Raw genomic sequence first — 14,720 nt, forward strand, 5'->3', positions numbered from 1 at the left:
CTGCATCCACTCAAAGCAAAGAAAATGCAGAAACTAAACCAGAGAGGATGTTGGCTGTGGCATGCATTAGCCAACTTGGTAAAATTGATCCTCCTGCTATCTTTTCATTAACAAAACCAAGATAAGCTGCTATTGCTCCAGTAAAAAATACAATGAAAAAAGTGACTCCCAAACTCACTACTGAAGCAAACAATACTCCATGAAGCAATCCAAAAGCGAAGGCCTGTATGGTATTTGCAAAGACAAACGGCATGTGATTTGCCATTCGTTTCAGTAGAAAACCTCTAAATAATAGTTCCTCTGGTAAAGATGTTTGCAAAATACTGTAAATTAGAATACTTGGTAAAGCCTTAGAACCCATAGCAGAAAAAGCCGAAGTAGCTGTTTCTAGACCACTAGTAAGAGGAAAGATAAGGATAGAAAAAATAGTAAATAAGGAAAATCCCCCCACCATCCATAAAATCAGATGCAAAGTTTTTACTCTTTTGATAGCTTTTAGTCCGATCCATTCCATAAATGGAACTTTCCCCCTCGTAGTCATAAACCACCAGATAGAAGGTAGTAAAATAATAAAGAGAATTTGAATAAAGGCGCTCATTATTCGTTGAAGTTCATTAACCATCGTAATCCTCCTTTAAACTTTTGAAATACTCATTTCAAATACCAAATGACCACCTACTCCTCCTTTCCTACCTTATATATCCGTTTTAACCAAGCCTATTAGTATCCATTACTCGATGATCTTTCATATAAGACTTTTTGCAGTTACTTTCTATCTATATTATAGCACTATTTAAAAGAAAAGAAAAAACAAGAAAGGTAGACCTCTCTTGTTGAATAATCGCTATGCGTGCTAACAAAAAAAGAGCTAGCTAAAGCTAACTCTTACCCTATGCGGAGAGAGGGACTTGAACCCTCACGACCTAAAGCGGTCACAGGATCCTTAGTCCTGCGCGTCTGCCAATTCCGCCATCCCCGCGTCGATTACTTTACTAGTATATCAACTTTCAAAATCTTTGTCAACACTTTTTTCAGATTTTTTTCATTTTTCCAACAGGCTTATTGTTCAATTTCAGCAAGGTTTTCATCCAGTAATTTTGCTCCCAATGTGTTCTTAAAATGCCCAAGAGCAAACTGATGATTTTCTGGCCAAATAGAGGCAACTGCGGACTTAACAATCTCAATTTGATAACCTAAATTATAAGCATCAATAGCCGTATGAAGGACGCAAATGTCCGTCAAAACACCTGTTAAGATAACAGTATCAACCCGACGTTCCCGCAAACGGATATCTAAGTCCGTTCCTGAAAAAGCTGAATAGTGACGCTTGTCCATCCAAAAGACACGACTATCCGCCTCATGCTCAGCATAAAAATCAGCTAGGAGGCCATAAAGGTTACGACCACTAGTTCCGATGATGTTGTGCGGTGGAAAGAGCTTGCTTTCTGGGTGGAATGCATCCTTCTCTTCATGAGCATCAATGGTAAAAAAGACATAGTCTCCACGATCAAAAGCTAATCTAGTTACCTGATCAATGGCTTTTGATATTGCTTGAGCGGGTGCGCCAGCAGTTAGCTTTCCATGGTCTGCTACGAAATCCTCTGTATAGTCAATCGAGATTAAAGCCTTTGCCATTAGTAGTCCCTCTTTTTCACTTCCTCAAAAATATCACCAATTAGAACTTTGAGATAAGTCCCCTTCATTCCTAAAGAACGACTCTCAATAATTCCCGCCGACTCCAATTTACGAAGCGCATTGACAATCACTGAGCGCGTAATGCCAATACGATCTGCAATAACTGATGCAGTCAGCTGCCCTTCATTCCCATCCAACTCAGCTAGAATAGCTGATACGGCACGAAGTTCTGAATAGGAAAGGGTATTGACCGCCATGGTAACAGCCGTACGACGGCGAATATTTTTCTCATCTTCTTCACGTTGGAAGTTCAATAGTTGAATCCCTACTACCGTGCTGGCAATCTCGACAAGGATCAAATCTTCATCTTCAAACTTCTTATCATTGCGCCAAATGATCAACGAACCTAGGCGAATCCCTGATACATGAATCGGAGCAATCGTTGTCAACCCATCTGGAAAGTCTGCACGGCTCTCCACAGGGAAAATGGTCAAATCATGTTCAACAGGTAGGTTGGCTTCCGTGTCATAAATCATGTTCGCCCCTTGTACATAGACGTCAGGGAAGGTTTTGGTTTGGAAGAATTGTTCTACACGGTCATTATTGGTCTTATAACGCATAAAGTAACCCAAGAGACGTCCCTTGTTATTCACAATACAAGCGTTACAGTCAATAATATCAGCTAACTGGCGTGTGATCGCATTGTAAGGAAGTTCATCTTGGAGTTGCTCCTCAGAGCGCTTTAGAATAGACGTGATTTTTCTTGTTTTTTCTAATAAATGTGCCATTTTTTACCTCGCATATAATCGCTTCCATTATAACATAGAAAAGTCTTTATTTCAATAATTATCTGAAAATTGCTTATTTAATTGCAATTTTGAACAGCAAAAATATTTTAGAAAAAAAGCGATTTTTTTATTGACATCCTATTTTATTTTTGATATTATAACATTATAAGAAGATGACATGATAAATCCCTTTCCGTTTCACCTATCCTTTACTATCACCATCTTCTTTTACTATCGGTCTCCTTATATATAAAAGCGATTCACACTGTGAATCGCTTTTTTCTATTTGTCTCCTTTGTTACGAATAACAAAGCCGGTTTTCTTTTCGCTTGAAGTGTTTCGAGGTTTTTTATTGTCCTTATTACGGTACCGTCTGTCTTTATCAAAACGGTCGTTTCCACGACTACCTTTCTTGAAATCATCACGGCGACCATTGCCACGGCGATCATCTCCACGACGGCCTCCTCGACCTCCCTTGCCTTTGCCACCAAAGCCATTACCTGATGGTTTAAATGGCAGTGGTTTTTCACGCGCAATCTCCACTTCAGGAAGGCTGTCTGGATCTTGGACTGTCAGACTCAAGATATACATAGCCAATTCTTCTGGACTAAATTCTGCAGCTAACTTACGAGCATCTTTAGCAAATTTCTCAAAGTTCCCACGAATGGCTTCGTCTGCAAAGTCTCGTTCGATTTTCTTGAGCGCTACTTGTTTCTTAGCTTGGAAGGCTTCTTCTGCTGTCGCTGGTTTCAAGCCTTTCATGCGCTTCTTAGTCAAGTTTTCAATAATTTGAAGGTAGCCCATTTCATTTGGAGAAACAAAGGTAATAGATTGACCTGACTTACCAGCACGACCTGTACGACCGATACGGTGAACATAACTTTCAGGATCTTGTGGAATATCGTAGTTATAGACGTGGGTCACACCTGAGATATCCAAACCACGTGCTGCTACGTCTGTCGCAACTAGAACATCAAGATTCCCATTTTTAAAATCACGAAGGACACGAAGACGTTTGTTTTGGTCTAAGTCACCATGAATCCCTTCTGCACGGAAGCCACGGATTTTAAGACCACGAGTCAATTCATCTACACGGCGTTTGGTACGACCAAATACGATAGCAAGCTCTGGTTGTTCCACATCCATGAGACGCGTCATAGTATCAAATTTTTCTTGTTCCTTGACACGGATATAGTACTGGTCCACCAGCTCTGTTGTCAATTCCTTGGCAGCAATTTTGACATGCTCAGGGTCTTTCATAAACTGAACACCAATACGTTTGATAGCATCTGGCATGGTTGCTGAAAAGAGCAAGGTTTGACGATTTTCAGGGACACGGGAAATGATGGCTTCGATGTCTTCAAGGAAGCCCATGTTGAGCATTTCATCCGCTTCGTCAAGGATAAGCGTTTCAATATCTTGTAATTTCAAGGCCTTGCGTTTAATCAAGTCCAAGAGACGGCCTGGTGTTCCTACCACGATATGGGCACCAGATTTAAGGGCCTTGATTTGTTTTTCAATGCTGGAACCACCGTAAACGGAGCGAACCTTCACTCCCTTGCTACGGCCAAAGCGGAAGAGTTCTTCTTGGCTTTGAACAGCGAGTTCACGAGTTGGAGCGATGACCAAGGCTTGGATGGTAGCTTCTTCTGTACGGATTTTTTCAAGAGTTGGCAAGCCAAAAGCTGCAGTTTTTCCTGTACCAGTCTGAGCTTGACCGATAACGTCTTTTCCTTCGAGAGCCAAGGGAATGGTCTGTTCTTGGATGGGACTGGCTTCTACAAATCCAGCTTTTTCAATCTCTGCTAGCAATTCAGCAGACAAATTAAATTCATTAAATTTCACGTTATTCTTCTTTCTAAAGGTGGTGCGAAGCCACCCTATAGGGCTTTAGTTTATACTTTTCTTTTCATGACGTATCTTCAACAAAAATGAGATACCGTGTTGCTTCTTTTCCACGAAAGAAAAGTACTAGTTTCTTTGCAACCTATTTAGTATAACACAAGACCAAAGCAAAAGATAGTAGAATCCTTTAGGAAAATCATGTAAGCGGTTTTTAGATTTCCTTTTTGATTGAACGACCTAGATAATAAGACAAAGTCAAGGCTATACTATATAAAATGAGAAAAACGAACAAGGTTTGTGTGTAAGAATGAGCTATTTTATAAGTCTCTGCTAATAAAATAGGCCCTGCTAAACCAGCCATTGCCCAAGCTGTTAAAATATATCCATGCAGAGCTGCCAATTCCTTGGTTCCAAAAATATCACTGAGATAAGCCGGAATCAATGAAAAACCAGCTCCATAGCAAGTCATCAAAATAGACATAGCGACTACAAATAAAACGGAATCTGTAAAGAGCCAAAGTGAGAGAGAAAAGAAAAGATTGACAAGCAGTAATATACTAAAGGTTAGAGGGCGACCGATATAGTCAGATAAACTCGCCCAGAGCAAACGACCAAACCCATTGAAAATCCCTAAAACGCCCACCATAACTGCTGCATGACTTGTAGACAAGCCAGCCATCTCCTGTGCCATTGGCGATGCCGCTGAAATTAAACCTAAACCACAAGCTATGTTGATAAAGAAAATAATCCAAAGTATATAAAACCGATTGCTTTTCAGGGCCTGATTCGCAGCCATTCCTTGCGTCAAAGAGACTGTTTTTTCTTTCCCTGAAACAGATAAAATTGCAAGCTCTTGCTCATTTGGACGCTTAATGAATTGTGAAGCTAGGAGCATGATAATAAAGTAACTTGCACCTAAAATATAAAAAGTTTCTACAAGCCCTACCCTTGCGATGAGATGTTGCGCTATGGGACTAGTCAATAAAGAAGCAAAACCAAACCCCATAATCGCTAAACCTGTTGCGAGACCACGTTTATCAGGAAACCATTTTATAATCGTTGACACAGGGGTAATATAGCCTGCTCCCAAACCAAGCCCACCTAAAATGCCATAAGCGAGATACAACAACCACAGCTCCTGACGGTCTATTGCAAATCCTGTTAAGATATTTCCACCTGCGTATAGAAAAGCTGATAGACTCCCCATGACTCTCGGACCAAATTTTTCTACCAAACGCCCCATAAATGCAGCCGATAATCCCAAACAAAAGATTGCTAGACTAAAGGCAAAGGCAACAGAAGCCTGATCCCATCCCGTTTTTTCAATAATAGGGTTGCGATAAACACTCCAAGCATAAGTCGAACCCAGCATTAAGTGTAAAATGACCCCAGCAAAGGCAATAATATAACGATTCGATTTCATAAAACCTCCTATTTTCGAACATTTATTCTATTTTATATAGAAATAGATAGGATTTTAGTTTATCAAGCTTGCCAAAAAATTACTAGTTTTTTGTCTGGAAAGCGTTTTTATCTTTTTCTGTCTTTTTCGTAGCAGAATTGTGCAAAAGTTTTTTTCTTGTGCTAGAATGAAATTCGAATAGGAGGACTATAAATGTTAACATATGATTTAATCGTTATTGGATTTGGTAAAGCTGGGAAGACACTAGCTGGTAAATTGGCTTCAGCTGGCAAAAAAATTGCCCTTGTTGAACGTAGCAAAGCTATGTACGGTGGAACTTGTATCAACATCGGATGTATCCCAACTAAAACCTTGCTAGTTGCTGCTGAGAAAGACTTATCTTTTGAAGAAGTCATTGCTACCAAAAATACTATCACTAGTCGCCTCAACGGCAAAAACTATGCTACTGTTGCGGGAACAGGTGTAGATATCTTTGATGCGGAAGCTCACTTCCTTTCAAACAAAGTCATCGAAATCCAGGCTGGTGATGAAAAACAAGAGCTGACTGCTGAAACTATCGTTATCAACACTGGTGCTGTTTCAAACGTCTTGCCAATCCCTGGACTTGCTACAAGCAAAAACGTCTTTGACTCAACAGGTATCCAAAACTTGGACAAATTGCCTGAAAAACTTGGTGTCCTTGGTGGCGGAAATATCGGTCTTGAATTTGCAGGTCTATACAACAGACTTGGAAGCAAGGTTACAGTCCTAGATGCCTTGGATACTTTCCTACCTCGTGCAGAACCTTCCATCGCAGCTCTTGCTAAACAATATATGGAAGAAGACGGCATTGAATTGCTTCAAAACATCCGTACTACTGAAATCAAAAACGATGGAGACCAAGTTCTCGTCGTAACTGAAAACGAAACTTACCGTTTCGATGCCCTTCTCTACGCAACTGGACGTAAGCCAAACGTAGAACCACTTCAACTTGAAAATACCGATATTGAACTAACTGAGCGTGGTGCTATCAAGGTCGACAAACATTGTCAAACAAACGTTCCTGGTGTCTTTGCAGTTGGGGATGTCAACGGTGGCCTTCAATTTACCTACATTTCACTTGATGACTTCCGTGTTGTTTACAGCTATCTTGCTGGAGATGGCAGCTACACACTTGAAGACCGTCTCAATGTGCCAAACACCATGTTCATCACACCTGCACTTTCACAAGTTGGTTTGACTGAAAGCCAAGCAGCTGATTTGAAACTTCCATACGCTGTTAAGGAAATCCCTGTTGCTGCGATGCCTCGTGGTCATGTAAATGGCGACCTTCGCGGAGCCTTCAAAGCTGTTGTCAATACTGAAACTAAAGAGATTCTTGGTGCAAGCATCTTCTCAGAAGGATCACAAGAAATCATCAACATCATCACTGTTGCTATGGACAACAAGATTCCTTACACTTACTTCACAAAACAAATCTTCACTCACCCAACCTTGGCTGAGAACTTGAATGACTTGTTTGCGATTTAAGTTGAGACTGGTTTGTTAGCTAACAGCCCTCGTCGGGCTGTTTTTGTTTCTGTGAAATCTCATACTCTTCGAAAATCAAATTCAAACTACGTCAGCTTTACCTTGCCGTACTCAAGTACAGCCTGCGGCTAGCTTCCTAGTTTGCTCTTTGATTTTCATTGAGTATCAAATCTGTCTTTTCCCTCTTTTATGATATAATAGAAACATGAAATTAAAAACTACTTTGGGCCTCCTAGCTGGGCATTCTTCTCACTTCATTTTGAGCCGTCTTGGCCGCGGAAGTACGCTCCCAGGAAAACTCGCCCTTCAATTTGATAAAGATATTTTACAAAATCTAGCTAAGAACTACGAGATTGTCGTGGTCACTGGAACCAACGGGAAAACCCTGACAACTGCTCTCACTGTCGGCATTTTAAAAGAAGTTTATGGTCAGGTTCTGACCAATCCGAGCGGTGCCAACATGATTACAGGGATTACGACAACCTTCTTGACGGCCAAATCCTCTAAAACTGGGAAAAACATTGCCGTTCTAGAAATTGACGAGGCCAGTCTATCTCGTATCTGTGACTACATCCATCCTAGCCTTTTTGTCATCACTAATATTTTCCGTGATCAGATGGACCGCTACGGTGAAATTTACACAACTTATAACATGATTTTGGATGCTATTCGTAAGGTGCCTACGGCTACTGTTCTCCTCAATGGTGACAGTCCACTTTTCTACAAGCCAGCTATTCCAAACCCAGTACAGTATTTTGGTTTTGACTTGGAAAAAGGGCCAGCCCAACTGGCTCACTACAATACCGAAGGGATTCTCTGCCCTGACTGTCAAGGCATCCTCAAATATGAGCACAATACCTATGCCAACTTGGGTGCCTATATCTGTGAAAATTGTGGCTGCAAACGACCTGACTTGGACTACCGTCTGACAGAACTGGTTGAGTTGACCAACAATCGCTCTCGCTTTGTCATTGACGGCCAAGAATATGGCATCCAAATCGGTGGACTTTACAACATCTACAATGCGCTAGCTGCGGTTGCCATTGCTCGATTCCTCGGCGCAGATTCGCAACGAATCAAGCAAGGATTTGATAAGAGTCGCGCTGTCTTCGGTCGTCAGGAAACCTTCCATATCGGTGATAAGGAATGTACCCTTGTCCTTATCAAGAATCCTGTTGGAGCGACCCAAGCTATTGAAATGATCAAACTAGCTCCTTATCCATTTAGCCTATCTGTCCTCCTAAATGCCAACTATGCAGATGGAATTGACACTAGCTGGATCTGGGATGCGGACTTTGAACAAATCACTGACATGGACATTCCTGAAATCAACGCTGGCGGTGTTCGCCATTCTGAAATCGCGCGTCGTCTACGGGTGACAGGATACCCAGCTGATAAAATCACTGAAACAAGCAATCTGGAGCAAGTTCTCAAGACCATTGAGAACCAAGACTGCAAACATGCCTATATCCTGGCTACTTATACTGCTATGCTGGAATTCCGCGAACTGCTGGCTAGTCGTCAGATTGTTAGAAAGGAGATGAACTAATGGTTTACACTTCACTTTCCTCAAAAGCTGGCAACTACCCTTATCAGCTCAACATTGCCCACCTCTATGGAAATCTCATGAATACTTACGGAGACAACGGCAACATCCTCATGCTCAAGTATGTGGCTGAAAAACTGGGGACTCATGTAACAGTCGACATCGTTTCTCTCCATGATGATTTTGATGAAAACCACTACGATATCGCCTTTTTCGGTGGCGGTCAAGACTTTGAACAAAGTATCATCGCAGGCGACCTTCCTACTAAGAAAGAGAGCATTGACAACTACATCCAAAACGATGGTGTTGTTCTAGCCATCTGTGGTGGTTTTCAACTATTGGGACAATATTATGTTGAAGCTTCAGGCAAGCGCATCGAAGGGCTCGGTGTCATGGGACATTATACTCTCAACCAAACCAACAACCGCTTTATCGGTGACATCAAGATTCACAATGAAGATTTCGATGAAACCTACTATGGCTTTGAAAATCACCAAGGTCGTACCTTCCTCTCAGATGACCAAAAACCACTGGGACTGGTTGTCTATGGAAATGGAAACAACGAAGAAAAGATCGGCGAAGGGGTTCATTATAAGAATGTATTTGGTTCCTACTTCCACGGACCTATCCTCTCTCGTAATGCCAATCTTGCTTATCGCCTGGTTACTACTGCCCTCAAGAAGAAATACGGTCAGGATATCCAACTTCCTGCTTATGAGGACATACTCAGCCAAGAAATCGCTGAAGAATACAGCGACGTCAAAAGCAAGGCTGACTTTTCTTAAACCAAGGAAAACCATACCAAAGAACTCCGCTATCCTTTCGGAGTTCTTTTTGCATGTTCTTTTACCCTTCTCCCTTGCATTTTCTCTCTTTTTTTGCCAAAATAGAGGGGTAGAAAGAAGGTAGCACATGTCTAAATTACAACAAATCGTAACATATCTTGAATCAGAAAAACTAGACGTCGCTGTCGTATCTGACCCCGTCACTATCGATTACCTCACTGGCTTTTACAGTGATCCCCATGAACGCCAAATGTTCCTCTTTGTTCTAGCAGATCAGGAACCGCTTCTCTTTGTTCCAGCCCTTGAAGTAGAGCGTGCAAGCAGCACTGTTTCCTTCCCAGTTGTGGGCTATGTGGACTCTGAAAATCCATGGCAAAAAATCAAAAACGCTTTGCCTCAACTTGATTTCAAACGTGTCGCTGTTGAGTTTGACAATCTCATCTTGACCAAATACCATGGTTTGAAAACAGTCTTTGAAACTGCTGAGTTTGAAAACCTCACTCCTCGCATCCAGCGCATGCGCCTCATCAAATCAGCTGATGAAATCCAAAAAATGATGGTTGCAGGGCTCTATGCTGATAAGGCTGTAAAAGTTGGTTTTGACAATATTTCTCTTGATAAGACTGAGACAGATATCATTGCACAAATCGACTTTGCTATGAAGCGTGAAGGTTATGAAATGAGTTTTGATACCATGGTCTTGACTGGCGATAACGCTGCAAATCCACACGGAATTCCTGGTGCAAACAAGGTCGAAAAAGACGCCCTTCTCCTCTTTGACCTGGGTGTTATGGTCAATGGCTATGCATCAGATATGACTCGTACAGTCGCTGTCGGCAAACCAGACCAATTCAAGAAAGATATTTACAACTTGACCCTTGAAGCCCAACAAGCTGCCCTTGACTTTATCAAACCGGGGGTGACTGCCCATGAAGTGGACCGCGCTGCCCGTGAAGTCATCGAAAAAGCTGGTTACGGTGAGTACTTCAACCACCGTCTCGGTCACGGTATCGGTATGGATGTCCACGAATTTCCATCTATCATGGAAGGAAACGACATGGTCATCGAAGAAGGCATGTGCTTCTCTGTTGAACCAGGTGTCTATATCCCTGGTAAAGTCGGTGTTCGTATCGAAGACTGCGGTGTTGTCACTAAGGATGGCTTTGACCTCTTTACAAGCACCAGCAAGGACTTGCTTTATTTTGATTAAACATAGACAAACAAAAAGTCAGCTATTGAAGCTGACTTTTTTATTTTATCTTCTTAACACTCTGAAAGACTACAAACCCCACAACCATTCCCAAGGTATTTTGCAGGAAGTTTGGAAGGATTTCTGGTAAGGCTGCTGACCAGCCATTCATTAGGGTTGAGCCCAGAGCGTAGCCACTTACCATGACGATAGTAGCTAAGACTAGGCCCAGCCATTGCCATTTCCCTTTAAAACCTGCAAAATAACCTTGCAAGCCATGATTTATCAAGCTAAAGAACATCCACTGTGGATAGCCTGATAGAAGGTCAATTAGGAATCCTGCTAGTCCTCCAACGACAGCTCCTTCTTTACTGCCAAAGTAAAAGGCAGTAAAGAAAATACCTGCATCCAAGAGAGTCAATATTCCTGTTGGCGTTCCAATTTTCAAGTAATAACCTAGAACTACTGAAAGAGCGGTTAAAAGGGATACAAGGGCGATTTTAGTTGTTTTTGTTTGCTTCATATTGTCTTACTCCATATTGATCTGCTTGTGCAATAGCACGGTAAACGAAAGCTTTAGAACTCTCTACTGCTGGTAAAAGTTCATCACCTTTAACCAGGTGACTGGCGATGCTTGAGGCAAAGGTACAACCTGCACCAGCATTTTGGCCTTGAATGACTGGGTTTTCTAGGACAGTGAAAGTTTGTCCATCATAAAAGACATCTACAGCCTTGTCCTGACTGAGGCGATTGCCTCCCTTGATAATGACTGCTGGCGCTCCTAAATCATGCAATTTCTGCGCTGCAGCTTTCATATCTTCCAAGGTTCTAATTTCCTGACCAGCCAATAATTCTGCTTCAGGAAGATTTGGCGTAATCACACTGACATGAGGGAAAAAACGAATCAACTCTTGACAGAGTTCACTGACTGCCACATCGTGCGTTTCCTTACAGACCAAGACGGGGTCCAGTACCACAGGCACTCCCGTTCGTCGCTTGATAAAGTTCAATGCCTTCTCAGCCACACTGACAGTAGGGAGAAGACCAATCTTAATCCCTGCAAACTCGACATCACGCAAGCTATCCAATTCATGTTGGAAAATAGTATCATCCGTAGGGAAGACTTCAAAGCCCTTTTCGGTCAAGGCCGTCAAACAAGTCACTGCTACAAAGCCATGCAAACCATTTAAGGTATAGGTGGCCAAATCAGCTGATAAACCACCACCACTAAAAATATCATTCCCAGAAAGGGCTAAAATACGATTATTCTTCATAACGAATCTCCTTTAAATACAAGCCATTCGGTGCAGCCGTGGGACCTGCAAGTTGCCTGTTCTTCTTCTCTAAGATGAGGTCAATCTGCTCAACTGGCATCCGATTACTTCCGATTTTGAGCAACGTCCCCACCATATTGCGAATCTGCTTATACAAGAAACCATTTCCAGAGAAGGTAAAGGTCAAAAACTGCCCTGTCTCATCAACTGTTAAACTAGCTTCTGTAATGGTCCGAACCTTGTCCTCTACACTAGTCCCAGATGCTGTAAAACCGGTAAAATCATGGGTTCCTTCTAATTTCTTGACAGCCTCCTGCATCCGCTCCACGTCGAGCGGATAGGGAAAGTGAGTAGCGTAGTGACGACGCATAGGATTTTTGGGACGTCCTCTATCCACGATAAACTCATAGATCTTGCTGTGCTTGGCATAACGACAATGAAAATCATCCGCCACAATCTCAATCGAAATCACATCGATATCTTCTGGTGACTGGGTATCCAGAGCAAAACGGAGTTTTTCCTCATCCATCTGATAGGGCAGATCAAAATGAATGACCTGTCCCAGAGCATGGACCCCACTATCCGTCCTACCAGCACCGTGAACAGTGATGGCTTGCCCCTTATTGAGTCTCGTTAAGGTTTTTTCGATTTCCTCTTGAACGCTCCGCGCATGAGGCTGGCGCTGAAAACCGGCAAAGGCAAAACCATCATAAGAAATAGTTGCTTTATATCTTGTCATAACTTCTATTTTATCAGGAAATAAAAGTGTAAACAAGTTTAAAAACCAATAATTGTCTGGGTACAAATATCAAAAAGAAAAACTTAGGAAATTAATCCTAAGCTTTCTTTTGAAGTGCATACATAACAAAGACAGAAGTGACAATCAACCAACATCCTAGAATGGTGAAGACCAACATACCGTTTTGAGTCACCAAGCCAATCGCCCCAAGAATGAAAGGTGTCGTAAAGGCTCCAAAGCTACATCCTAGCACTGCAAAAGATGTTGCCTGATTAAGGAGCTTGGCTGGGATCCTTTCGGAAAGAAGCTGAAAGACAGTGGTCAAGGCCACACTGTAAGAAAAACCTGCCACAACACTTCCAACTACCATCACACCCAATGACGGAGACAAGGCAATCACAATCTGCCCCAATCCAAAGGTGATACCTGACCAAAGGAGCAACCTTTCTTTAAACAGAGAGATAAAGAAAGAAAAACTCACACCTGCCAAGATACCAATCAACTGCATGATACTTAAAACCAAACTCGATAACTGGGCATCCCCTAGAGCTCTTTCCACCATCAGACTAGGAATACGAATGGTGATGGCTGTATTGGTGCAGACAACAACTGCTGCTTCGACAGCCAATAGAAAAATCAAGCCTTTCATCTGTCCTGTCAAACGAGTCGTTTCGGCCTCTTTTTTCTTTGTTTCTTTCTTTTCTTTCCCATAAGGGACAAAGAGCAGATAAAGGATCAATACTAAAAATCCCGCACTGTAGGCCAAGAAGGTCACTGTCCATCCCAAGGATAAGAGTTGACCTACCACTAGAGTCAAAATCGATGCCCCGACAACTTCTGCTGATCCGCGAAGACCCAACATCTGGATCCGTGTCTTTCCATGATAGCGTTCGCTAATGATGGAAATGGCCTTGGCATTAATCATTCCAACACCCAAGCCAAATAAAATCCGCATAGCAAAGACAAAGTTGTACTCCTGATACCAGAAAGGGGCAGTTCCACCGATAGAAAGGATGAGAAGTCCTAGACTAATCTGAAGTCGCTCAGGAAATAACCGCTCCAAAAACCCATTTAAAACCAGCATTATCATAATTCCAAAAGAAGGAAGACTGACCAGGAGCTCGATTTGTTCTTTGGGATAGCCTTGATAGTAGTCAAACATGGCTGGCAGAGCACTTGAGATGGAAAAGGAGGTAATCAAAACGAGGGAGAGGGCCAAAATACTAGCCCGTTCTAAATATTGTTTCATGAATTTTCTTTCTGTATATTTCTCACTGTTTATCCTTTTAAAAGGAAGATGGCAAGAAAAGAAGGAGCCCGATTGAACTGGAGACTCCGTCCTAACTTTCCTAATAGGAAGACTATTTTCGCTTGATTTGCTTGATCAGATAGAAGATGAAGCCTGCAACCATATACGCTGCAAAAATGATCAAACACCATTTGATAACCACGTCCCAACCCTTGTTCACATTTAAAAAGAAATATGGGAAGGGATTGTCCTTGGAATTCGGAATATTGAGTTTTAAGACCAGGCCGTTAAACAAGGCAAAAATCATATAAACCAAGGGCAAGATGGTCCACAAAACTGGATCCCAGATCTTGTATTGACCCCGTTTATCAAAGAAGAGGGTATCGGCTAAAAACCAGAGTGGAACGATATAGTGGCAAAGGAAATTTTCCACACGGTAAAAGTCTGTCGCAATCGGAGCAAGCATAAAATGATAAATCACACAGGTAATCATGATACTCATGGTAACACCACCCTTGAGACGAAGCAAGGTCGGACTTTGCCAATTTTCACCTGAACGGCTCATCACACGGAGCAGATAGCCCGTGAAAATCGTTACCAAAAGATTGGACAACACTGTGTAGTAAAGGAGCATACCAAAGCCACCGTGCTTGGTAATCTCCAAATAAACTCCTGTAAATGCCGCTAAGAACAAGAGCACACGACTATAAAAGATAAATTTATAATTCAGTTTCATGG

Annotated in this window: 14 protein-coding genes and 1 tRNA gene; 4 read left to right on the top strand and 11 right to left on the bottom strand. The window is 42.1% G+C overall.

The genetic code is table 11. The annotated features are described in order from the left end of the window. Positions 1 to 10 precede the first annotated feature (10 nt). From HMPREF1115_RS08685 to HMPREF1115_RS08710, 6 genes are all read right to left on the bottom strand, one after another. Positions 11 to 622: a CPBP family intramembrane glutamic endopeptidase gene (locus HMPREF1115_RS08685; RefSeq protein ID WP_000245886.1), complete on the bottom strand. Its 612-nt coding sequence runs from the start codon at positions 620 to 622 to the stop codon at positions 11 to 13. Between the two features lie 271 nt (positions 623 to 893). Then, positions 894 to 979 (bottom strand) — tRNA-Leu (locus HMPREF1115_RS08690). 80 nt (positions 980 to 1,059) lie between these two features. Further along, the gene (locus tag HMPREF1115_RS08695; protein ID WP_001029651.1) at positions 1,060 to 1,635 is read right to left on the bottom strand and encodes a cysteine hydrolase family protein; all 576 of its coding nucleotides are present in this window, start codon (positions 1,633 to 1,635) and stop codon (positions 1,060 to 1,062) included. Then, positions 1,635 to 2,423 (bottom strand): GTP-sensing pleiotropic transcriptional regulator CodY, encoded by a 789-nt coding sequence (gene codY / locus HMPREF1115_RS08700; protein WP_000940724.1) that lies wholly within the window; start codon positions 2,421 to 2,423, stop codon positions 1,635 to 1,637. The genes HMPREF1115_RS08695 and codY overlap by 1 nt, the downstream gene beginning before the upstream one ends. 282 nt (positions 2,424 to 2,705) lie before the next feature. Then, positions 2,706 to 4,268 (bottom strand): DEAD/DEAH box helicase, encoded by a 1,563-nt coding sequence (locus HMPREF1115_RS08705; protein ID WP_000671081.1) that lies wholly within the window; start codon positions 4,266 to 4,268, stop codon positions 2,706 to 2,708. A 211-nt stretch (positions 4,269 to 4,479) separates the two neighbouring features. Further along, positions 4,480 to 5,691 carry an L-lactate MFS transporter gene (locus HMPREF1115_RS08710; protein WP_000841591.1) on the bottom strand — a complete coding sequence of 404 codons (1,212 nt, stop codon included), beginning with the start codon at positions 5,689 to 5,691 and terminating at the stop codon, positions 4,480 to 4,482. A gap of 192 nt (positions 5,692 to 5,883) precedes the next feature. Here HMPREF1115_RS08710 and HMPREF1115_RS08715 point away from each other — a divergent pair, with 192 nt between their 5' ends. The 4 genes from HMPREF1115_RS08715 (at position 5,884) to HMPREF1115_RS08730 (ending at position 10,741) form a co-directional block, all read left to right on the top strand. Beyond that, positions 5,884 to 7,200, top strand: coding sequence for an FAD-containing oxidoreductase (locus tag HMPREF1115_RS08715; protein WP_000958905.1), 1,317 nt, complete (start codon positions 5,884 to 5,886; stop codon positions 7,198 to 7,200). 205 nt (positions 7,201 to 7,405) lie between these two features. Continuing rightward, the gene (gene murT / locus HMPREF1115_RS08720) at positions 7,406 to 8,749 is read left to right on the top strand and encodes a lipid II isoglutaminyl synthase subunit MurT (RefSeq protein WP_000770008.1); all 1,344 of its coding nucleotides are present in this window, start codon (positions 7,406 to 7,408) and stop codon (positions 8,747 to 8,749) included. Then, complete coding sequence (gatD, locus tag HMPREF1115_RS08725) at positions 8,749 to 9,531, top strand: lipid II isoglutaminyl synthase subunit GatD (protein ID WP_000263181.1); 783 nt, start codon at positions 8,749 to 8,751, stop codon at positions 9,529 to 9,531. Before murT ends, gatD begins: the two co-directional genes overlap by 1 nt. A gap of 127 nt (positions 9,532 to 9,658) precedes the next feature. Beyond that, on the top strand, positions 9,659 to 10,741 hold the full coding sequence (locus HMPREF1115_RS08730) for a M24 family metallopeptidase (protein ID WP_000040919.1): 1,083 nt from the start codon (positions 9,659 to 9,661) through the stop codon (positions 10,739 to 10,741). Positions 10,742 to 10,781: 40 nt separating this feature from the next. Here HMPREF1115_RS08730 and HMPREF1115_RS08735 read toward each other — a convergent pair whose 3' ends face one another. The 5 genes from HMPREF1115_RS08735 to HMPREF1115_RS08755 all read right to left on the bottom strand — a co-directional run bounded on the left by HMPREF1115_RS08735 (position 10,782) and on the right by HMPREF1115_RS08755 (position 14,718). After that, positions 10,782 to 11,243, bottom strand: a complete 462-nt coding sequence (locus HMPREF1115_RS08735) for an ECF transporter S component (protein WP_000814997.1) — start codon at positions 11,241 to 11,243, stop codon at positions 10,782 to 10,784. Next, positions 11,221 to 11,994, bottom strand: coding sequence for a bifunctional hydroxymethylpyrimidine kinase/phosphomethylpyrimidine kinase (locus tag HMPREF1115_RS08740; RefSeq protein WP_000794764.1), 774 nt, complete (start codon positions 11,992 to 11,994; stop codon positions 11,221 to 11,223). The genes HMPREF1115_RS08735 and HMPREF1115_RS08740 overlap by 23 nt, the downstream gene beginning before the upstream one ends. Beyond that, the gene (truA, locus tag HMPREF1115_RS08745) at positions 11,984 to 12,733 is read right to left on the bottom strand and encodes a tRNA pseudouridine(38-40) synthase TruA (protein WP_000199175.1); all 750 of its coding nucleotides are present in this window, start codon (positions 12,731 to 12,733) and stop codon (positions 11,984 to 11,986) included. Before truA ends, HMPREF1115_RS08740 begins: the two co-directional genes overlap by 11 nt. Positions 12,734 to 12,830: 97 nt before the next feature. Then, complete coding sequence (locus HMPREF1115_RS08750; RefSeq protein WP_000816257.1) at positions 12,831 to 13,982, bottom strand: MFS transporter; 1,152 nt, start codon at positions 13,980 to 13,982, stop codon at positions 12,831 to 12,833. A 112-nt stretch (positions 13,983 to 14,094) separates the two neighbouring features. Beyond that, the gene (locus tag HMPREF1115_RS08755) at positions 14,095 to 14,718 is read right to left on the bottom strand and encodes a Pr6Pr family membrane protein (protein WP_000775204.1); all 624 of its coding nucleotides are present in this window, start codon (positions 14,716 to 14,718) and stop codon (positions 14,095 to 14,097) included. Positions 14,719 to 14,720: the final 2 nt, after the last annotated feature.

It is taken from the genome of Streptococcus oralis SK610, from assembly GCF_000257455.1.
Taxonomy (GTDB): domain Bacteria; phylum Bacillota; class Bacilli; order Lactobacillales; family Streptococcaceae; genus Streptococcus; species Streptococcus oralis_CB.